Origin of the sequence: Brachybacterium hainanense (assembly GCF_042434575.1) — a bacterium.
GTDB lineage: Bacteria > Actinomycetota > Actinomycetes > Actinomycetales > Dermabacteraceae > Brachybacterium > Brachybacterium hainanense.
The window spans coordinates 18,574-38,006 of sequence record NZ_JBHLSV010000017.1; the positions used below are offsets into that span (position 1 = coordinate 18,574).

Annotated in this window: 17 protein-coding genes, 2 tRNA genes and 1 riboswitch; of the genes, 16 read left to right on the top strand and 3 right to left on the bottom strand. The window is 72.0% G+C overall.

Going from position 1 to position 19,433, the window contains the following annotated elements:
- The first annotated feature begins 388 nt into the window (after window positions 1–388).
- The 7 genes from dnaN to ribH all read left to right on the top strand — a co-directional run bounded on the left by dnaN (window position 389) and on the right by ribH (window position 7,487).
- On the top strand, window positions 389–1,513 hold the full coding sequence (gene dnaN, locus ACFFF6_RS13420) for a DNA polymerase III subunit beta (protein ID WP_376981541.1): 1,125 nt from the start codon (window positions 389–391) through the stop codon (window positions 1,511–1,513).
- Between the two features lie 17 nt (window positions 1,514–1,530).
- On the top strand, window positions 1,531–2,823 hold the full coding sequence (gene recF, locus ACFFF6_RS13425; RefSeq protein WP_376981543.1) for a DNA replication/repair protein RecF: 1,293 nt from the start codon (window positions 1,531–1,533) through the stop codon (window positions 2,821–2,823).
- Complete coding sequence (locus ACFFF6_RS13430) at window positions 2,817–3,641, top strand: DciA family protein (RefSeq protein ID WP_376981545.1); 825 nt, start codon at window positions 2,817–2,819, stop codon at window positions 3,639–3,641. The genes recF and ACFFF6_RS13430 overlap by 7 nt, the downstream gene beginning before the upstream one ends.
- Before the next feature lie 93 nt (window positions 3,642–3,734).
- Window positions 3,735–3,868, top strand: a riboswitch (FMN riboswitch).
- A gap of 126 nt (window positions 3,869–3,994) precedes the next feature.
- On the top strand, window positions 3,995–5,062 hold the full coding sequence (gene ribD, locus ACFFF6_RS13435) for a bifunctional diaminohydroxyphosphoribosylaminopyrimidine deaminase/5-amino-6-(5-phosphoribosylamino)uracil reductase RibD (RefSeq protein WP_376981547.1): 1,068 nt from the start codon (window positions 3,995–3,997) through the stop codon (window positions 5,060–5,062).
- A 51-nt stretch (window positions 5,063–5,113) separates the two neighbouring features.
- The gene (locus ACFFF6_RS13440) at window positions 5,114–5,752 is read left to right on the top strand and encodes a riboflavin synthase (RefSeq protein ID WP_376981549.1); all 639 of its coding nucleotides are present in this window, start codon (window positions 5,114–5,116) and stop codon (window positions 5,750–5,752) included.
- Entirely contained in the window at window positions 5,749–7,011 is a 1,263-nt protein-coding gene (gene ribA / locus ACFFF6_RS13445) for a GTP cyclohydrolase II (RefSeq protein WP_376981551.1), read from the top strand. Before ACFFF6_RS13440 ends, ribA begins: the two co-directional genes overlap by 4 nt.
- Window positions 7,008–7,487 carry a 6,7-dimethyl-8-ribityllumazine synthase gene (ribH, locus tag ACFFF6_RS13450; RefSeq protein ID WP_376981553.1) on the top strand — a complete coding sequence of 160 codons (480 nt, stop codon included), beginning with the start codon at window positions 7,008–7,010 and terminating at the stop codon, window positions 7,485–7,487. Before ribA ends, ribH begins: the two co-directional genes overlap by 4 nt.
- Before the next feature lie 106 nt (window positions 7,488–7,593).
- On the opposite strand, the gene ACFFF6_RS13455 is transcribed toward ribH, so the two are convergent.
- Window positions 7,594–9,150 carry a DUF1846 domain-containing protein gene (locus ACFFF6_RS13455; protein WP_376981554.1) on the bottom strand — a complete coding sequence of 519 codons (1,557 nt, stop codon included), beginning with the start codon at window positions 9,148–9,150 and terminating at the stop codon, window positions 7,594–7,596.
- Between the two features lie 408 nt (window positions 9,151–9,558).
- On the opposite strand from ACFFF6_RS13455, the gene gyrB reads away from it, so the two are divergent.
- From gyrB to ACFFF6_RS13470, 3 genes are read left to right on the top strand one after another with little or no spacing between them, the layout of a single operon-like run.
- On the top strand, window positions 9,559–11,589 hold the full coding sequence (gene gyrB, locus ACFFF6_RS13460) for a DNA topoisomerase (ATP-hydrolyzing) subunit B (RefSeq protein ID WP_376981557.1): 2,031 nt from the start codon (window positions 9,559–9,561) through the stop codon (window positions 11,587–11,589).
- A 40-nt stretch (window positions 11,590–11,629) separates the two neighbouring features.
- A complete protein-coding gene (gene gyrA / locus ACFFF6_RS13465) occupies window positions 11,630–14,338 on the top strand; it encodes a DNA gyrase subunit A (protein ID WP_446680631.1) in 2,709 nt (902 codons plus the stop codon).
- A gap of 3 nt (window positions 14,339–14,341) precedes the next feature.
- Window positions 14,342–14,863 (top strand): DUF3566 domain-containing protein, encoded by a 522-nt coding sequence (locus ACFFF6_RS13470; protein ID WP_376981559.1) that lies wholly within the window; start codon window positions 14,342–14,344, stop codon window positions 14,861–14,863.
- 55 nt (window positions 14,864–14,918) lie between these two features.
- Here the strand turns inward: ACFFF6_RS13470 and ACFFF6_RS13475 are convergent, their stop codons facing one another.
- Window positions 14,919–15,776, bottom strand: a complete 858-nt coding sequence (locus ACFFF6_RS13475; RefSeq protein WP_376981561.1) for an AraC family transcriptional regulator — start codon at window positions 15,774–15,776, stop codon at window positions 14,919–14,921.
- Window positions 15,777–15,852: 76 nt separating this feature from the next.
- On the opposite strand from ACFFF6_RS13475, the gene ACFFF6_RS13480 reads away from it, so the two are divergent.
- From ACFFF6_RS13480 to ACFFF6_RS13505, 6 genes are all read left to right on the top strand, one after another.
- A complete protein-coding gene (locus ACFFF6_RS13480) occupies window positions 15,853–16,737 on the top strand; it encodes a phytanoyl-CoA dioxygenase family protein (protein WP_376981564.1) in 885 nt (294 codons plus the stop codon).
- 101 nt (window positions 16,738–16,838) lie between these two features.
- Window positions 16,839–16,912, top strand: a tRNA-Ile gene (locus ACFFF6_RS13485).
- Window positions 16,913–16,932: 20 nt separating this feature from the next.
- Window positions 16,933–17,094, top strand: a complete 162-nt coding sequence (locus tag ACFFF6_RS13490) for a DLW-39 family protein (RefSeq protein ID WP_376981566.1) — start codon at window positions 16,933–16,935, stop codon at window positions 17,092–17,094.
- A 29-nt stretch (window positions 17,095–17,123) separates the two neighbouring features.
- A tRNA-Ala gene (locus ACFFF6_RS13495) sits at window positions 17,124–17,196 on the top strand.
- A 278-nt stretch (window positions 17,197–17,474) separates the two neighbouring features.
- A complete protein-coding gene (locus ACFFF6_RS13500; protein ID WP_376981568.1) occupies window positions 17,475–17,798 on the top strand; it encodes an ArsR/SmtB family transcription factor in 324 nt (107 codons plus the stop codon).
- A complete protein-coding gene (locus tag ACFFF6_RS13505) occupies window positions 17,795–18,973 on the top strand; it encodes an MFS transporter (protein ID WP_376981570.1) in 1,179 nt (392 codons plus the stop codon). Before ACFFF6_RS13500 ends, ACFFF6_RS13505 begins: the two co-directional genes overlap by 4 nt.
- Here ACFFF6_RS13505 and ACFFF6_RS13510 read toward each other — a convergent pair.
- Window positions 18,968–19,420, bottom strand: a complete 453-nt coding sequence (locus ACFFF6_RS13510; RefSeq protein ID WP_376981572.1) for a nuclear transport factor 2 family protein — start codon at window positions 19,418–19,420, stop codon at window positions 18,968–18,970. The genes ACFFF6_RS13505 and ACFFF6_RS13510 overlap by 6 nt on opposite strands.
- Window positions 19,421–19,433: the final 13 nt, after the last annotated feature.

Here is a 19,433-nt window from a genome sequence, read left to right on the forward strand (position 1 = left end):
CGTCCCCGCAGGAGTCGATGTGCACAACGCTTCGAGCGGTTCTCACGCGGCGGAGGAGGATATGCACAGAGCGCCCACAGGCCCTCTGATCCGTTCCACGACGGGTCCACGGACCGGTTGTCGTATGTGACCTGCACGGATGCAGGTTGTCCCCGGAATGCACAGCCGTGAAGAAGAGTGTTTCTCTGGTGATTGCGCGTCGGTTGTGGAGGAGGCGGGGCGCGATCTGCAGCGCGGCGGCGGTCCCCGGGACCGCGGGAGGGGCCGAGGACGACCGGAGGAGCTGCCGGGGACGGGCTCGACACGCCCGGCGCGTCGCGGGCCTCGGAAAGTTGCGGATACGCTAGGGCCCGATGTGATGCTCAACCACTGCGAAGGAGTGGCCACGGTGAAGTTCCACCTCGATCGCGGTGTCCTCGGGGATGCCGTCTCCTGGGCCACCCGCACCCTCCCGGTCCGTCCGGCGATGCCGATCCTGCAGGGAGTGCGGATCATCGCCGATCCCGCGGGCGAGCTGCAGTTCTCGACGTTCGACTACGAGGTCAGCGCCCAGATCACGATCGCCGCGGAGGTCGAGGCCCCGGGCGAGGTGCTCGTGCAGGGCCGGATGCTCTCCGACATCGTCCGAGCGCTGCCGAACAAGGACGTGTCGATCGCCCTCGAGGGCACGAAGCTGCAGGTCCGCTGCGGCAGCGCGCACTTCGCGCTCGCGACCCTGCCCGTCGAGGAGTACCCGCAGCTGCCGGCCATGCCGCCGGTCGCCGGGACCGTCGCGGCGGACGTCTTCTCCGAGGCGATCTCCCAGGTCACGGTCGCCGCCTCGAAGGACGACACCCTCCCGCTGCTGACCGGCGTCCGCGTCGAGATCTCCGGCGAGAAGATGACCCTCATGTCCACGGACCGCTACCGGCTCGCGCTGCGGGAGCTGACCTGGCAGCCCACCAACCCGGGGATCGAGCTGACGGCCCTGGTCCGCGCCCGCACCCTGCACGAGGTCGCCCGGTCCCTCTCGACCGGCTCGAGCGTGGACATCGCCCTGTCCGAGGAGGCCGGGGCGCATCTGATCGGCTTCGAGTCCGCGGGCCGTCGCACCACCTCGACGCTCGTGGACGGCGACTACCCGCCGGTGCGGCGCCTGTTCCCGGACTCCTCCCCGATCGCCGCCGTGGTCGCCACCGCGCCGCTGATCGATGCCGTCAAGCGCGTCTCCCTCGTGGCGGAGCGGAACACCCCGGTGCGGCTGTCCTTCAGCGACGGCCAGGTCGCCCTCGAGGCCGGCGCCGGGGACGACGCCCAGGCCTCCGAGGTCCTCGAGGCCGATCTCCACGGCGAGGAGCTCGTGGTCGGCTTCAACTCCGGATTCCTGCTCGACGGGCTCGGCGCGCTGGGCTCCGATTTCGCGCGCCTGACCTTCACCGACTCGATCAAGCCCTCCGTCATGAGCGGCCAGGAGTCCCTCGAGGGATCCCCGGAGAGCTCGTACAAGTACCTGATCATGCCCATGCGGATCTGAGCCGGGCGAGGTCCTGCGTGCAGCTGACCGCCCTCGAGCTCACCGACTTCCGCTCCTACCCGCGACTCGAGCTCGCCTTCGAGCCGGGGATCACCGTGTTCGTCGGCCCCAACGGACAGGGCAAGACGAACATCGTCGAATCCCTCTGGTACCTCGCGACCCTGTCGAGCCACCGCGTCCCCCATGACGCCGCGCTCGTGCATCGGGGCAGCCAGACCGCGATCGTCCGCGCGAGCTTCCTCCGCGCCGGACGCGAGCTGCAGATCGACCTGCAGATCACCCCGGGCCGGGCCAACCGGGCCCGGCGACAGGGACAGAACCTGCCGCGCCTGCGGGACCTCCTGGGCGAGGTGCGCGCGGTCCTGTTCGCGCCCGAGGACCTGGGCCTGGTCAAGGCCGACCCGGACGGGCGGAGACGATTCCTGGACGAGCTGCTGTTCGAGATCGCCCCCCGCTTCGCCGGCGTGAAGGCCGACTACGACCGGGTCCTCAAGCAGCGCTCCGGCCTGCTCAAGCAGATGCGCCAGATGCGGCGCGGCGGCGCGGGACGGCCCGTCGGCGGGCTCGATCCCGCAGACGCCGCGGAGACCACCCTCGAGGTGTTCACCGCGCAGCTCGCCCGTCTCGGCGCAGAGCTGACCCGGGCGCGCCTGCACCTGGTGAACCGGCTGCGCCCGCACATGGGCTACTCCTACCTGCGGGTGGCCACGGAGGAAGGGGCCGACACCGCCCTCGACCTGCCTCCGCAGGACCGGGGCCAGGTCACCTCGCCCGCGGACATCGCCTACACCTCCGCTGCTCTCGAGGCGATCGGCGCCGGCCCCGGGGAGCTGCCCGGCCTGCAGGAGATCCACGACGGGATCCTCCGTCTCGCGCAGGACCGCCGCGACGAGGAGGTCGAGCGCGGGGTCTCGCTCGTGGGACCGCATCGCGACGACCTCGAGATCCGTCTGCACGACTTCCCGGCGAAGGGCTACGCGAGCCATGGGGAGTCCTGGTCCCTGGCCCTCGCGCTGCGGCTGGGCTCCTACGACCTGCTCCGCCTCGAGGAGGGCGACCTGGGCGACGGCGAGCCGATCCTGATCCTCGACGACGTGTTCAGCGAGCTCGACGTCCACCGCCGCGAGCGCCTGGGCCGGATCGTCACCGGCGCCGGACAGGTCCTCATCACCACGGCGAACGACTCCGACATCCCGGCCTCCCTCAGCGGAGGGATCCGGCTGGTCGACGTGAGCCGCGGCAGCGCCGTCCCGCGCGAGGGCGGGAGCGGAGGCATCGGCGCCGGGAGCATCGGGAGCTCGGGGTGGTGACCGGCCGCGGGCGCGCCCCGGACCCCTACGACCTCTCGACCTGGACCCGTGCCGCCGAGGATCCGCAGCGGCCCTCGGAGCAGGTCCCTGCGGCGCCCGATCCGGCTCCCCGCCCCGCGCCGGTCCGCCGCGAGCACGCCGCCCCGCGCCGATGGGAGCAGCTCGCCGCGCAGGCCGCGCCCCCCGTGCGGGAGCGGGAGGCGCCGCACCGGATCGACCCGCATGCGCATGAGCCCCGCCGTCCCGAGCCGGAGGAAGACGCCGATCACGATCCGGACCCCGTGGACCCGCCGGAGCTCCCCCGAGTCGATGATCCCTTCGAGCTCGCCCGCCGTACCGTGAACCGCTCCCGCGCGGCAGCCCGGGACCGGGGCCTGTTCCCGATCTCCCGGGCCACCCAGGCCCGCGACCTCCGCGACCGATCCACGCGGGCGCCCGGCTATTCCGGGGCCCGGCCCGATGCCCGCGACCCCCAGGGCATCGAGCGGGTGCTGCGCCGCGTGCTCGGGGACCTCGGCTGGAACGAGGGCATGAACGCGGGGCGCGTCCTGGAGGAATGGGACGACATCGTGGGAGAGCAGGTGTCCCAGCACTGCCGTCCCGTGTCCCTGGACGAGGGGACCCTCGTCGTGAGCGCCGACTCCTCCGCCTGGGCGACGCAGCTGCGGATGATCTCCTCCCAGCTCATCACGACCATCGAGGACCACATCGGCGCCCACGTCATCACCGAGCTGAAGGTGACCGGTCCCGCCGCCCGCTCCTGGAAGAAGGGCCGGCGCACCGTCACCTGGCGCGGGCCGCGGGACACCTACGGCTGATCCGCCGCCGGCGTCCCGTGCGTCACGCGGGGACATCGTCGGCGGACACGGGACGGGCCGCGGTGCTACGGTGGCGCCGACGAGCTGAGAAGCTCGCGTGCACTGGGGTCGGTGAAATTCCGAGCCGGCGGTGACAGTCCGCGACCCGATGCCTCCTCGTGAGGCATCGGCTGACCAGGTGGAACTCCTGGACCGACGGTGAGAGTCCGGATGGGAAGAGCACGCGAGCACGTCCTGCGGGACGGCTCATGCCGCGCGCCGTCCGGGCGCCGCCGCATGAGCCGACCCCACGGACGTGCATCTGCGAACCCTTCCTGCCTGCGCCCGCGAGCGCGGACCGGAGGAGGACCGGGATGCAGGACCTGCAGGAGAGCGCCGCCCTCGCGCGCGCCCTGGACATCGCCGCGGATCCCACAGTGCCGCTCGGCCCGAATCCCCGGGTCGGCTGCGTGCTGCTGGACGCGGGCGGCCGCATCCTCGCCGAGGGACTCCACCGCGGCGCCGGCACCCCGCACGCCGAGGCCGATGCCCTCGCCCGCGCCGCCCGGACCGGCCGCGACGTCACCGGCGCGACCGCCGTGGTCACCCTCGAACCCTGCACCCACACCGGACGCACCGGTCCCTGCACCCAGGCCCTGATCGCCGCGGGCATCGCCCGGGTGGTGATCGCCCGCCGCGACCCCAACCCCGTCGCCGCGGGCGGCGCCGCACGCCTGCGGGACGCCGGGATCGACGTCGGCCTCGACGTCCCCCCAGACCTGGCCGGCCGCGCCGCGGAGCTGAACCGCGCCTGGGAGCACGGCCTGCGGGCGGGACGGCCGCTGGTCACCGCCAAGGTCGCCGCGACCCTCGACGGCCGGGCCGCCGCCGCGGACGGCAGCAGCCGGTGGATCACCGGTCCCGCCGCCCGCGCCGAGGTCCACCGCCTGCGCGAGGAGGCCGACGTGGTGATCGTCGGCACCGGGACCGCGCTCGTCGACTCCCCGAGCCTCACCGCCCGCGACCAGGACGGGCGCCTCGCCGCGCGCCAGCCGGTCCGGGCCGTCATGGGGCTCCGGCCCGTCCCGCCGCTCCCGGAGATCCGCGGCGCCGGGCCCGCGAGGGTGCTCGCCACCCGGGACCCGCGGGCCGCGCTCGCCGAGCTCTTCGACCACGGCCTGCGCCATGTGCTGCTCGAGGGCGGACCGACCCTGCTCGCCGCCTTCCTGCGGGAGGGACTCGTGGACGAGCTGATCCTCCACCTCGCCCCCAAGCTCCTGGGCGCCGGCCCCGCAACCGTCGCGGACCTGGGCATCACCGGCATCGACGAGGCGCTCGAGCTCGAGCTCGAGGGCGTCGCGATGCTCCGCAGCCCCGGCGGGCAGTCCGACGCCCAGCTGCGGTTCCGCCCGCTGCCGGGCGCCGGGTCCCCGCCGCGCTGAGCTGCCCCGCCCTCCCCTCACCACCGAATCCCGACCAGGAAGAAGGACCGGATGTTCACCGGAATCATCGAAGAGCTGGGCACCGTCGTCGCCGTCGACCGCCCGGCGACCCAGCCCGTCCCCGGCGCGGGGGCCGAGCCCGGCGCCGCCCCGAGCGCGCGCCTGCGGATCCGCGCCCCCCACGTCCTGGCGGACGTGCACCTGGGCGACTCGATCGCCGTGAACGGCTGCTGCCTCACCGTGGCCGGGCACGACGGCGAGGTCTGGACCGCGGACGTCATCGCGACCACCCTCGCCGCCACGACCCTCGGGACCCTCGCCCCCGGCGACCGCGTCAACCTCGAGCGCTCCCTGCGGGCCGACGACCGCCTGGGCGGGCACATCGTGCAGGGCCATGTCGACGGGGTCGGCACCGTGCTCTCCCGCGGCGACGGCGAGGGAGGGCACCTCCTGCGCGTGACCCTCCCCGCCGGGACCGGCCGCTACGTCGTGGACCGCGGCTCGATCGCGGTGGACGGGGTGAGCCTCACGGTCGCCGCGCTCGATGGGGACGAGATCACCATCGGCCTGCTCCCCGAGACCCTCGCGCGCACGACCCTGGGCCTGCGCACCGCCGGGTCCGGGGTGAACGTGGAGGTCGACATCCTCGCCAAGCACGTCGAGCGCCTGCTGCCGGGGCTTCCCCGATGACCGGGCCCGATGCTCCCGTCCCGCTCGACCCGGTCGAGGCGGCGGTCGCCGCCGTGGCTGCGGGCCGCCCCGTGGTCGTCGTCGACGACGCGGACCGCGAGAACGAGGGCGACATCATCTTCTCCGCGGCCGATGCGACCCCGGAGCTGATCGCCTTCGCGGTGCGGCACTCGACCGGCATCATCTGCGTGTCCCTGCCCGGGCATCGGCTCGACGAGCTCGCGCTGCCGGCCATGGTGCCGGACCCCGAGGATCCCCTGCGCACCGCGTACACGATCACCGTCGACGCCCGCGAGGGCGTGAGCACGGGCGTGAGCGCCGCCGACCGCGCCTGCACCCTGCAGGTCCTCGCCGACCCCGCGGCCGGGGCCCGGGACCTCAGCCGGCCCGGCCACGTGTTCCCCCTGCGGCCGCGGCCCGGCGGCGTCCTCGAGCGGCGCGGGCACACCGAGGCGGCGCTCGACCTGATGCGCCTGGCCGCCCGACCCCTCGCCGGCGCGCTCGTCGAGCTGTGCCACGACGACGGCACGATGATGCGGGCGCCCGCCCTGCGCGCCTTCGCCGACGAGCACTCCCTGCCGATGGTCTCCATCGAGGACCTCGTCGCCCACCGACGCTCGTGCGGCGGGCAGGAGCCGCCGCTCGAGACGACCGCTCCCGTCCGCCTGCCCACCCCGCACGGGCAGTTCCGGGCGATCGCGGTGCGCGAGGGCGCCGATGAGCACCTGGTCCTCGTCCGCGGCGACGTCACCGGCGCGGAGCCCGTCCTCACCCGCGTCCACTCCGAATGCGTGACCGGCGACGTGCTCGGCTCCTTCCGCTGCGACTGCGGGCCCCAGCTGCAGGAGTCCCTGGCCCGCATCGCGGAGGCGGAGCGCGGGGTGCTGATCCTGCTGCGCGGGCACGAGGGCCGCGGCATCGGCCTGCTCGACAAGCTGCGCGCCTATGCGCTGCAGGAGCGGGGCCGCGACACGGTCCAGGCGAACCTGGACCTGGGCCTGCCGGTCGATGCCCGCTCCTTCGCGGTCGTCCCCCGGATCCTCGCGCATCTGGGCGTCGGCCGGATCGACCTGCTCACCCACAACCCCGAGAAGGTCGCGGCGCTGCGGGCGGGCGGCGTCGACGTCGCCGGCCGCGTGGACCTCGACCTGCATCCCACGGCGCAGAACCTCGCCTACCTCACCACCAAGCGCGATCGGATGGGGCACCGGCTGGTCGACCTGCCGGCCGCGCCCCTCACGAACGGAGAGACCGCATGAGCGGACACGGAAGCCCCCACCTGGACCTCGCCCCCGCGACCGATGCGCCTGCCCTGCGTGTCGCGATCGTCGCCTCCTCCTGGCACGAGGAGGTGATGGACGGCCTGATCGCCGGATCCCTGCGCGCCTGTGCGGAGGCCGGCGTCGACCGGCCCCTGCTGGTGCGCGCCCCCGGCTCCTTCGAGCTGCCGGTGATCGCGGATCGCCTGGCCGCCTCGCATGACGCGGTGATCGCCCTCGGCGTCGTGATCCGCGGCGGCACCCCGCACTTCGAGTACGTGTGCCGGGCGGCGACGGACGGCCTCTCCCGCGTCGCTGCCCGCCACGGGGTCCCCGTCGGATTCGGACTGCTGACGTGCGACGACGACCAGCAGGCCCTCGACCGCGCGGGTCTTCCGGGCTCCCGGGAGGACAAGGGCCACGAGGCGGCCTCGGCCGCGATCATGACCGCGCGGACGCTCGCCGACCTGCCCTGACACCGCCCGGGCCCGGCCTTCCCGGCAGAGCAGACGATGTGAGCGGGACGAGCCCGGGACGGTGCTTCCCGGCTCGTCCCGCCCATGTCCTCGACCCGCGCGCTGCTCAGCGCTTGTGGTAGAGCGCCGAACGCTGGTAGCGCGGCTCGGAGGTCACCGAGATCCCGAGGCTGCGGAAGATGTGCTCGTCCACGGTGCCGAGGATGGTCGTGGTGTGCGCGTCGCAGCCGGCGAGGCTGCGCAGCTCCTCCAGCGCCCGCCGCGCCCGCTCGTCCGCGGCGGCCGATGCCGACAGCGCGATGAGCACCTCGTCGGTGTGCAGGCGCGGATTGCGCGAGCCCAGATGCTCGGTCTTCAGGGTCTGGATCGGCTCGATCGCGCTGGGCGAGAGCAGATGCGCCGTGTGGTCGATGCCTGCGAGGTGCTTGAGCGCGTTCAGCAGCATCGCGGCCGAGCAGCCCAGCAGCGGCGAGGTCTTGCCGGTGATGATGGTGCCGTCGGCCAGCTGCAGCGCCGAGCCGGGCTCGCCGGTCGTCTCCTCGACGGCGAGGGCGGGCGCGACCACGGCGCGGTCCTCGACGCGGCAGCCCGCCTTGCTCATGACCAGGGCGACCCTCTGGGAGACGACGTCGTCCTGGTCGTGGATCCGCTCGTCGACCGCGGCTCGGTAGTAGCGGCGGATGATCTCCTGTCGGGCGGCGTCCTGGCACGCCGCATCGTCGACCACGCAGCGTCCGGCCATGTTCACGCCCATGTCGGTGGGCGAGGCGTAGGGGGAATCGCCCGTGAGCCGCTCCAGCAGCGTGCGCAGCAGCGGGAAGACCTCCACGTCGCGGTTGTAGCTGGTGGCCCGCTCCCCGTAGGCGGCCAGATGGAACGGATCGATGAGGTTGATGTCGTCCAGGTCCGCGGTCGCGGCCTCGTAGGCGAGGTTCACCGGATGCTCGAGCGGCAGGTCCCAGATCGGGAAGGTCTCGAACTTCGCGTACCCGGCGGGGATGCCGCGGGCATGGTCGTGGTAGATCTGCGAGAGACAGGTGGCGAGCTTGCCGGAGCCCGGTCCGGGAGCGGTGACCACGATGAGGTCGCGCTGCGTGGGCGCGTGCTCGTTCGCTCCCAGCCCCTGCTCGGAGACGATGAGGTCCACGTCCTGCGGGTACCCGGGGATCACGCTGTGGCGCGAGACGGTCAGGCCCAGCTTCTGCAGGCGCTCGACGAAGGCGAGGGCGACCTGGTTGGAGGGCTCCAGCTGGGTGAGCGCGATGTTCTGGACCAGGAAGCCCCGCTCGCGGAACACGTCGACCAGGCGCAGCACCTCGTCCTCGTAGGTGATGCCGAGGTCCGCGCGCACCTTCTGGCGCTCGAGGTCCTTCGCGTTCAGGCACACGAGGATCTCCAGCTCGTCCCGCAGCCGTTCGAGCATGGCGATCTTGTCATCGGGCCGGAACCCGGGCAGCACCCGCGAGGCGTGGTGGTCGTCGAAGAGCTTCCCGCCCATCTCGAGGTAGAGCTTGCCGCCGATCTGCTCGCGGCGCTCCTGGATGTGCCGGGACTGCAGGGCGATGTACGCCTCGCGGTCGAAGCCGACGCCGCGGGCCCCCGGTCCCGGAGAGGATGCTGGAGGAATCGTCGTGGCGTGGGTGCGGGGATCCGGTGCGGTCACCCCCGCACGCTAGCACCGACGCTCCCCGGCCGAGGGCCCCGCGCGGCGTGATCCGGACCCTGTCGCGGAGCCTCGCCGCGGGGCCTGAGGCGGACGCGCCAGCGGCGCGCAGGCGCGCTCGCGGCCCCACGGGCGTACCCGCCCTCGTGTCCCGCTCCCCGAATCGCTCGCAGCGGCCCTCCCGAGGCTCCCAGGGGCATCTGACGCGGCGCAGAGGGTCCAGAACGGCGGCGCGGGAAGGTGTAATCGGGATCGGTTTCCGGTATCCTGGACCAGGTTCGGTCACCGTCCTCGAGCGGCCCCGGTTCGCTCGCCCGCGCGGGCGCGACCTGTGCGCTCGGCAGGTGCGGACCACCCCCTGCGGCATTCCGCACGGGGACGTCGGACCCCCGAGGAGCGGATTCTTCCGTGAGCGAGAGCGCATCCCAGTCAGCCGCCCATTCCCCCGAGCATTACGAGGCATCGGACATCACCGTCCTCGAGGGCCTCGAGGCGGTGCGCAAGAGGCCCGGCATGTACATCGGCTCCACCGGGGAGCGGGGCCTGCACCACATGGTCCAGGAGATCGTCGACAACTCCGTGGACGAGGCGATGGCCGGCTACGGCGACTCGATCGAGGTGAGCCTGCTCGAGGACGGCGGCGTGCGCGTGGTCGACCATGCCCGCGGCATCCCCGTGGCCATGCACCCCACCGAGAACAAGCCCGCGGTCGAGCTGGTGCTCACCGTGCTGCACGCGGGCGGCAAGTTCGGCGGCGGCGGCTACGCGGTCTCCGGTGGCCTGCACGGCGTGGGCTCCTCCGTGGTCAACGCCCTGTCCACGCGCATGGAGGTCGAGATCGGCCGCGACGGCCACGTGTGGCGACAGGCCTACCTGCGCGGCGTGCCCGAGGCACCTCTGGCCCAGGGCGAGGAGACCGACCGCACCGGCACCACCATCACCTTCTGGGCGGACCCGGAGATCTTCGAGTCGACCGTCTACGACTTCGAGATCCTCCGCAAGCGCTTCCAGCAGATGGCCTTCCTCAACAAGGGCCTGCGCATCAGCCTCACCGACGAGCGCGCGCCCGAGGTCGAGGAGGACGAGGCCCTCGACGTCGAGCTCGCCGCGGAGAAGGCCGCCGAGCCCGTGGGTCCGAAGACGGTCTCCTACCGCTACGAGCGCGGCCTCGCCGACTACGTCGAGTTCCTCAACAAGGCCAAGCGGGCCGAGGTCATCCACCCCGAGATCATCGGCTTCGAGTCCGAGGACACCTCCTCCATGATCTCCGTCGAGATCGCGATGCAGTGGACGGGCGCCTACTCCGAGTCCGTGCACACCTACGCCAACACGATCAACACGCATGAGGGCGGCACCCACGAGGAGGGCTTCCGCTCCGCGCTGACCGGCATCGTCAACCGCTACGGACGCGCCAACGGGGTCCTGAAGGAGAAGGAGGCGAACCTCACCGGCGAGGACATCCGCGAGGGCCTGACCGCCGTGGTCTCCGTGAAGCTTGGCGAGCCCCAGTTCGAGGGGCAGACCAAGACCAAGCTCGGCAACACCATCGCGCGCACCTTCGTCTCCAAGGTGATGACGGAGGAGCTCGGCGCCTGGTTCGAGTCCCACCCGAACGAGGCCCGAGACATCATCCGCAAGGCGCAATCGGCCGCTCTCGCCCGCGAGGCCGCGCGCAAGGCCCGCGACGCGACCCGCCGCAAGTCCCCGCTCGAGAGCGGCGGCATGCCCGGCAAGCTGCGCGACTGCTCCTCGCGCAACCCCGCGGAGTCGGAGATCTTCATCGTCGAGGGCGACAGCGCCGGCGGCTCCGCCGTCTCCGGGCGCGACCCCCGCACCCAGGCGATCCTCCCGATCCGCGGCAAGATCCTCAACGTCGAGAAGGCGCGGCTGGACCGGGCCCTGGACAACCAGGAGGTCCGCTCGCTGATCACCGCCTTCGGCACCGGGATCGGCGACGACTTCGACGCCGCGAAGCTGCGCTACCACAAGATCATCCTGATGGCGGACGCGGACGTCGACGGCCAGCACATCTGCACCCTGCTGCTGACCCTGCTGTTCCGCTACATGCGTCCCCTCATCGAGCTGGGCCACGTCTTCATCGCCATGCCGCCGCTGTACCGGCTGAAGTGGTCCAACGCCCCGCACGAGTACGTGTTCAGCGACGAGGAGCGCGACGCGCACCTCACCGCCGGCCGCGCGAGCGGCAAGCGGATCCCCAAGGACAACGGCATCCAGCGCTACAAGGGCCTGGGCGAGATGGACTGGCGCGAGCTGCAGACCACCACGATGGACCGCGGCACCCGCACGCTGAAGCAGGTGACCGTCGACGAGGCGGCCGATGCCGACGCGATCTTCTCCGTGCTGATGGGCGACGACGTCGAGGCCCGGCGCCGCTTCATCCAGGAGAACGCCAAGGACGTCCGCTTCCTCGACATCTGATCCATCGGCCACCACGCCCCACATCCCGGAAGGCGGCGCCATGAGCGACACCCCCAGCACCCCGCAGGACCCCGAGCTGAACGGCTCCGCGGCGATCAGCGCCGAGCAGACCCTGGTCGATCCCCTCGCCCCGGGCGAAGGCGACCACATCACCCAGGTCGATCTCAACCAGGAGATGCAGAAGTCGTACCTCGACTACGCGATGAGCGTGATCGTGGGCCGCGCCCTGCCCGACGTCCGCGACGGCATGAAGCCCGTCCACCGCCGCATCATCTACGCCATGTACGACGGCGGCTACCGCCCCGAGCGCTCCTTCTCCAAGTGCGCGAAGGTCGTCGGCGACGTCATGGGCAACTACCACCCCCATGGCGACTCCGCGATCTACGACGCCATGGTCCGCCTCGTGCAGCCCTGGTCGATGCGCTACCCGCTGATCCTGGGACAGGGCAACTTCGGCTCCGCCGGCGACGACGGCGCGGCCGCCCCTCGGTACACCGAGTGCAAGATGGCGCCGCTCGCGATGGAGCTCGTCCGCGACATCGACCAGGACACGGTCGACATGCAGGACAACTACGACGGCACCATCGCCGAGCCCGTCGTGCTCCCGGCTCGCTTCCCGAACCTGCTGGTCAACGGTTCCGCCGGCATCGCCGTCGGCATGGCCACGAACATCCCCCCGCACAACCTGCGCGAGGTGGCGGACGCGGTCCAGTGGCTGCTGACCAACTACGAGGCCACGAAGGAGGAGCTGCTGGAGGCGTGCCTGGCGCGCATCAAGGGCCCGGACTTCCCCTCGGGCGCCACGATCGTGGGGACCAAGGGCATCGAGGAGGCGTACCGCACCGGGCGCGGCTCCATCACCCAGCGCGCCGTCGTCTCCACCGAGGAGATCGGCGGACGCATGGCGCTCGTCGTCACCGAGCTTCCGTACCAGGTCAACCCCGACACCCTGGCCCGCAAGATCGCGGAGCTCGTGAAGCTCGGCAAGCTGCAGGGGATCGCGGACATCAACGACGAGACCTCCGGCAAGACGGGCCAGCGCCTCGTGCTCACCCTCAAGCGCGATGCGGTCGCCAAGGTCGTGCTGAACAACCTGTTCAAGCACACCCAGCTGCAGGAGAACTTCTCCGCCAACATGCTCGCCCTCGCCGGCGGGGTGCCGCGCACCCTGTCGATCGACTCGTTCATCCGCGAGTGGACCCGGCACCAGGTGGACGTCATCGTGCGACGGACCCGCTTCCGGCTGCGCAAGGCGGAGGAGCAGATCCACATCTACCGCGGGTACCTCAAGGCGCTCGACGCGCTCGACGAGGTCATCGCGCTGATCCGCCGCTCCCCGGACGCCGACCAGGCCCGCACCGGCCTCATGGAGCTGCTGGAGATCGACGAGGTCCAGGCGGGCGCCATCCTCGCCATGCAGCTGCGGCGCCTGGCGGCCCTCGAGCGGCAGAAGATCATCGAGGAGCACGACCGGCTCCAGGCCCTGATCGAGGAGTACCAGGCGATCCTCGCCTCCCCGGAGCGGCAGCGGCAGATCGTCTCCGAGGAGCTCGGCGAGATCGTCGAGCGGTACGGCGACGAGCGCCGCACCACGATCCTCCCCTTCGACGGCGACATGTCGATGGAGGACCTCATCCCCGAGGAGGACGTGGTCGTCACCATCACCAAGGGCGGGTACGTCAAGCGCACCCGCACCGACCAGTACCGTGCTCAGAAGCGCGGCGGCAAGGGTGTGCGCGGGGCGAGCCTGCGCGCCGACGACGTGGTCGAGCACTTCTTCACCACGACGACGCATCAGTGGCTGCTGTTCTTCACCACCCAGGGCCGCGTCTACCGGGCCAAGGGATACGAGCTTCCCGAGGCGCCGCGCGACGCGAAGGGCCAGCACGTCGCGAACCTCATGGCCTTCCAGCCCGACGAGGGCATCGCCTCCGTGCTCGCGATCTCGTCCTACGAGGACGCCGAGTACCTCGTCCTCGCGACCCGCTCCGGGCTCGTGAAGAAGACGGCGCTGACCGCCTTCGACTCCAACCGCCAGGGCGGCATCATCGCGATCAACCTGCGCGAGGTGGAGGGCCCGGACGGGGTCGGCACCGACGAGGTCGTGGGGGCGCGCGTCGTGAACAGCGACGATCACCTGCTGCTCGTCTCCCGCGGCGGCCAGTCCGTCCGCTTCCCGGCCGAGGACGCGGTCCTGCGGCCGATGGGCCGCGCCACCAGCGGCGTCACCGGCATGAAGTTCCGGGGCGAGGACGAGCTGCTCGCCCTGGACGTGATCCGACCCGACACCTTCGTGGTCACGGTGACCGACGGAGGCTACGCCAAGCGCTCCGACATCGACGAGTACCGCGTGCAGGGCCGCGGCGGCCTGGGCATCCGGGTCGCGAAGCTGCCCGACGACCGCGGTCATCTGGTCGGTGCGGCCGTCGTCGCCGAGTCCGACGAGCTGCTCGTGGTCATGGAGAAGGGCAAGGTCGTCCGCTCGAAGGTGTCGGAGGTCCCCGTGAAGGGCCGCACGACCATGGGCGTCATCTTCGCCAAGCCCGACAAGGGCGACCACATCATGCTGGTGACGACCTCCGCCGAGTCGGAGGAGGACGTGGACGCGGCCGGCGAGGAGGGCGATGAGGCCGCGCGGGGGGCGAGTGCCGACGCGGCCGTGGAGGCCGTGCCGGACGGCCAGGCGGATGCTCTAGGCTCGGACGAGTCCGACGCCCTGCCCGCAGGCGACGACGATCCCGAGGAGTGACCCGTGGCGAGCAATGACCAGCAGACGCAGCAGCCGGAGGCGCCGGCGAGCCCCGATGAGGCGCAGGCCGACCACACGCTGCCCGTCCAGGGGAAGGGCGACGCCTCCAAGGGGTCCAGCCGCAGCCCGAAGGTGAAGCCGGCCGAGGACGACGACGCCGGCCGCACCGTGCGGCGGGTGCGTCTGACCCTGGCGAGCATCGACCCGTTCTCGGTGATGAAGCTGAGCTTCCTCATCGCGATCGCGATCGGCATCGCGACCGTCGTCGCGATCGTGCTGCTGTGGAACATCGTGAACACGATGGGCATCTGGGCGTCGATCGACTCGCTGGGACGCGACCTCACCGGCGGGGACCCGCTGCCGTTCATGGAGTTCTTCACCTTCTCCAAGTTCGTCAGCTACGGCACCGTGATCGCGGCGGTCAACGTCGTCATCATCACCGCGCTGGGGACGCTCCTCGCGTTCCTGTACAACATCGTCGCGGCCCTGCTGGGCGGACTGACCATGACCTTCACGGACGACTGAGCTCGACGCCGTCCGTCACGGGCCCCGTGGAATCGCTCCACGGGGCCCGTGCGCGTCACCGGGCGTGCGTGCCGCGGCGCTGCTGGGCGCGGAAGTCCCGCGGGGCCAGGCCGATGCGCTGGGAGAAGAGACGGGTGAAGTAGGAGGGGTCCGCGAAGCCGGTCTGCTCCGCGACGCGGGCTATCGGCAGGTCCGTTCCGGCCAGCAGGGACTGCGCCTGCGCGAGGCGGGTGGTGAGCACGAGCTCGTGCGGGGTCAGGCCTGTGCTCGAGCGCACCTCGGCGCGCAGCTCCGCCTCGCGCACCCCGGCCCGACGCGCGCGCTGCGGGATCGTGATGTCCTCCGCGGCGGTGCGCACCAGGAGATCGGCCAGGCTCGTCTCCTCCGGCTCCGGGCCGCCCAGGCCGATGAGCTCGCCGAGCAGCCGGTGAACCAGGCTCGCGGCATGCAGCTGCGCGCGCGGCCCTGGCCTGGCGGTCGCGGCGCGCAGCTCGGAGAAGATCGTCCCGATGCGCGCGATGCCGGGCCCGGGTTCGAGGGGACGGACCTCGCAGCCGTCCGCCCCCGAGCCCGGGGCGTGAGGTCGGTACGCGCGCGTCGAGATCCCCTCGAAGAGCACCCAGTGCTCGGACCATCCGCCGGGATCGGGACCGTAGGAGTGCACGGTGCCGGGATCGAGCCAGAACCAGGAGGGCTCGCGGATCGGCTGCGGGGGCGCCGTCGCAGGCCCGATGCGCAGGGTGCCGGATCCAGCCGTGACGAGGACCAGCGCATGCTGCGAGAGACGCCGTCCCCGCACCTCGGGAAGGGGGCCGGACTGCTCGCCGGCACCGCGGCAGCACAGCGCCGCGTCCCGGAGAGAGTGCGAGAGCGGAGGATAGTGAGCCCATGACCTGCGGTCCTCGTCAGGCATGTGGGGAAGAATAATCCTGGTATCCGCGAGCGACAAGTCCTTGGTCGGACCGGAGCACGGCCGGGAGGCTGGGGGCATGTCTCTCGACGCTCCCTCGGCCGCGCTGACCTCCAACGGCTACACCCTCGATGATCGGCCGCATCGGCTGGGCGCCCTCGACCCCGTGCCGGATGCGGAGCGCGGCGACCGGGGCGCGCTGTGGCGACGGCTGCGGCGGGACGGCTACCTGTTCCTGCCCGGCCACCTCGAGCCGCAGGTCGTGCAGGACTTCCGTCGCTTCTACTTCGCGCGCCTGCGCGGCACCGGGGTCGTGGCGGAGCCGAGCATCCCGGCGGAGGGCGAGCCGGGCGTCGCCGGCGGCGGAGAGATCGACCGGGCCCTGCTGCGACGTCGGCTGTTCGACGAGATCGTCCCCTCGCCCGAGTACGAGCGTCTGTGCACCCACCCCCGGATCCGCGGCTGGTTCGCCTGGCTGCTGGCGGATGAGGTGCATCTGCACCGGCGACGGATCATCCGGCACACGCGCCCCGGACAGACCGGCATCGGCACCGCGACCCAGGCGCACTACGACCTCGTCTACCTGCGCGAGGGCACGGATCGGGTGCTGTCGATCTGGATCCCGCTGGGGGACTGCCCGAGGAGCCGAGGCGGTCTCACCTACCTCGAGGGCAGCCATCGCCGCGTGATGCGGGAGGAGGCCGAGGGGCGGCTGCGGCGGCCCGCCGCCTCGATCACCGCGGATCTGCCCGGCCTCGCCGAGGAGCACGACGCGCGCTGGCTCGTGACGGACTACGCGGCCGGCGACGTCGTCGTGCACTCGGCGCACATCATCCATGCCGCGCTCGACAACGTCGATGCCGGCGGGGTCATGCGCCTGTCCACCGACATCCGGTACCAGCGGGCCTCCGAGCCGATCGACTGGCGCTGGCAGGAGCACTGGCGCGACGACGACGGGCTGTGACCTGCGGGACAGTGCGCCCCCTGGGTTTGGCCCGGGACGGGGATCGCTGTACAGTTGTGCGTCGGCAGAGGTTCGCGGTTCCCGCGGATCGCACGCCCCTCGGGCCTATAGCTCAGTCGGTTAGAGCGCTGTCCTGATAAGACAGAGGTCACTGGTTCAAGTCCAGTTAGGCCCACTTCGAGGTTGGGAGGATCCGTGAAGAAGCTCGTCAAGACCACCGCATTCCTGCTCGGTGCCACGGCGGCCGGCCTCCTCGTCTGGCGGAAGATCGAGGCGGATCGCCTCGAGAACGACCTCTGGAGCGAAGCCGAGGCGATCTCCGCCCAGCAGGATGCGCAGTCCGCCTCGCAGAAGTGAGGATCGCCCTCCGGGGCACAACTCAATACGGGGACTTAGCTCAGTTGGTAGAGCGGTAGCTTTGCAAGCTTCAGGTCAGGGGTTCGACCCCCCTAGTCTCCACTCGAGAAACCGTGAGACAGTGACTCGTGACGAAGGCCTCGCCGGATGCGGCGGGGCCTTCGTGCTGTCCCGGCTCGGGGGCGGATCCCGCCGATGCGTGCGGCGTCGTCTGCGACCGGTGTGCACCAGACGCCCCACGAGCGATCCGGAAGCCGTCACCGACCAGGCATGACGCGCTCTCGCGGCCTGCTGGGCGGGGCAGCCTCCGGAGCGGCAGCGTTCGTGCAACAATGTTCGCACAGTCAATGTGCAACTATTCTCGAACGATAGGAGCCCCCGTGACCCCGCGGACCTACGAGCACCCCGATGCGGACCGGATCGCGATCCCCCGCGTCCTCTTCGCCCTCAGCGAGCCGCTGCGCCTGGACATGGTGCGCCTGCTCGCGGAGCGCGGCGAGCTCGACAGCCTGGAGCTCGGCCCGGACCTGCCGCGATCGACCCTCACGCATCACACGAGCCTGCTGCGCGAGTCCGGGATCGTGTTCGTCCGCGCCGAGGGACGCAAGTGCATGATCCGGCTGCGCGAGGACGACCTCGAGCATCGCTTCCCCGGTCTGCTGGGGTCGGTGCTCGCCGGCTACGCCCCGGAGGAGGACGCATGATCCGGCGGCTGTGGCCCCTGGTCCTCGCCGCGGTCGCGCTGGGGATCGACGCCTACGTCCTCGCGGGGGTCCTCCCGCAGATCGCCGCTTCCCTCACGACGACGCTCGCGATGATCGGGCTCGGCGTCACGGCCTTCACCGCCGCGTACGCGATCTCCGGACCGTTCCTGTCCGGGCGGCTGAGCCGCGGCGGCACGGGTCGTGCCCTGCTCCTCGCCCTCGGCCTGTTCAACCTGGGCAACCTGATCACGACGCTCGCGCCGGGGATCGAGATCTTCCTGGGCGCCCGCATCCTCGCCGGAGCCGGGGCCGGGGTGCTGACCGCTGTCGCGACCGCGACCGCCGCCGCCATGGCGGCCGATCACGAGCGCGGCCGGGCCATGTCGCTCGTGACCTTCGGACTGTCGACCGGGACCGTGGCCGGCGTGCCGCTGGGCATGCTCATCGGACACGCCGCCGGATGGCGCTGGACGATGGGGCTCGTCGTCGTCATCGGCCTGGTCAGCATGATCGCGGTGGCCGTCCGCGGCCGCACCCTGCCCCTGCTCGATGCGGGAGGCGGCGGCTCGGCGTTCGCGGCGCTGCGCAGCGGGCGCACCGCCGTCGGAGTGCTGGCCGCCTTCCTCCTGGGTGTCGCCAGCCTGGGCCTGTACACCTACCTGCTGCCCATGGCGGAGGACCGCGGGCTCGGCGCCTGGGGCTTCGCGCTCGTCTGGGCCTGGGGCATCGGCGGGGTCGCGGGCTCCGCGCTCATCGGCCGGCCGCTGGACCGCTGGGGCCCCGCACCGCTGCTGACCGTCCTGCCCCTCCTGCTCGCGGCGGCGTTCGCCGTCGTCTGGGCCGCGGCCTCCCCTCCGGTGTGGCTGCTCGCCGCCGCCGTGTGGGGAGCCTCCGGATGGGCCGTCGTCCCCACGCTCCAGCAGGCGCTCACTGCGGACCGATCCGACCGGGCGATGCCGATCATCGCCCTCCAGATGGCGGCCATGTACCTCGGCTCCGCCGTCGGCGCGGCCCTCGGCGGGGCGCTCCTCACGGCCGGGACCCGTCCGGGCGACCTCCCGGGCTGGGCCCTGGTGCCGGCGGTGCTCGCCATCGCGCTCGCCGGCGGGATCGCCCTGGCCGTGCGCCCGGGTCGGATGAACCCCGCGGGCGCCGTCTGCCGCGCCGCGTCATGAGGGCAGGCCCTCGTGCAGCTGGCGCACCTTTCCCGCGTGCTCGCTCATGATGTCCGGGTCCGCGTAGATGTGCACGGCGCTGATCGACATCCCCCGGAAGGTGAACACGTTGCAGAACCGTCCGGTGGAGACCCGGCCGTCGGGCCATGGGGTCCCGTCCGCGCTCGTCCCCCATTCCCGTCCTTCGACGATGATCCGGTCGCCGCTGACCATGATGTCCAGGCCGTCGATGTCATGGCCGATGCTCCCGAGGTCCAGCCACAGCCGACGGGCGAACTCGGCCATCGCCTCCTTCCCGCGGCTGGATCCGAACTTGGGGAAGAACAGCTCCACGTCCTCGGTGTACAGATCGAGCAGAGCGGGGTCGCCGGCATCGACCATCCGGAAGTACTCGCGGACGATCCCGGCCCGGCGTGCGGCGAGGTCGGAGAGAGGACGGTGGATCATGATGTGCTCCTGG

What these genes read in the sequence shown, in the direction of transcription:
- ribD (WP_376981547.1), top strand. Translation starts at nt 3,995, where the DNA reads ATGCAGGACCTGCAGGAGAGCGCCGCCCTCGCGCGCGCCCTGGACATC.
- ACFFF6_RS13440 (WP_376981549.1), top strand. Translation starts at nt 5,114, where the DNA reads ATGTTCACCGGAATCATCGAAGAGCTGGGCACCGTCGTCGCCGTCGAC.
- ribA (WP_376981551.1), top strand. Translation starts at nt 5,749, where the DNA reads ATGACCGGGCCCGATGCTCCCGTCCCGCTCGACCCGGTCGAGGCGGCG.
- ribH (WP_376981553.1), top strand. Translation starts at nt 7,008, where the DNA reads ATGAGCGGACACGGAAGCCCCCACCTGGACCTCGCCCCCGCGACCGAT.
- gyrA (WP_446680631.1), top strand. Translation starts at nt 11,630, where the DNA reads ATGAGCGACACCCCCAGCACCCCGCAGGACCCCGAGCTGAACGGCTCC.
- ACFFF6_RS13475 (WP_376981561.1), bottom strand. Translation starts at nt 15,776, where the DNA reads ATGCCTGACGAGGACCGCAGGTCATGGGCTCACTATCCTCCGCTCTCG.
- ACFFF6_RS13480 (WP_376981564.1), top strand. Translation starts at nt 15,853, where the DNA reads ATGTCTCTCGACGCTCCCTCGGCCGCGCTGACCTCCAACGGCTACACC.
- ACFFF6_RS13505 (WP_376981570.1), top strand. Translation starts at nt 17,795, where the DNA reads ATGATCCGGCGGCTGTGGCCCCTGGTCCTCGCCGCGGTCGCGCTGGGG.
- ACFFF6_RS13510 (WP_376981572.1), bottom strand. Translation starts at nt 19,420, where the DNA reads ATGATCCACCGTCCTCTCTCCGACCTCGCCGCACGCCGGGCCGGGATC.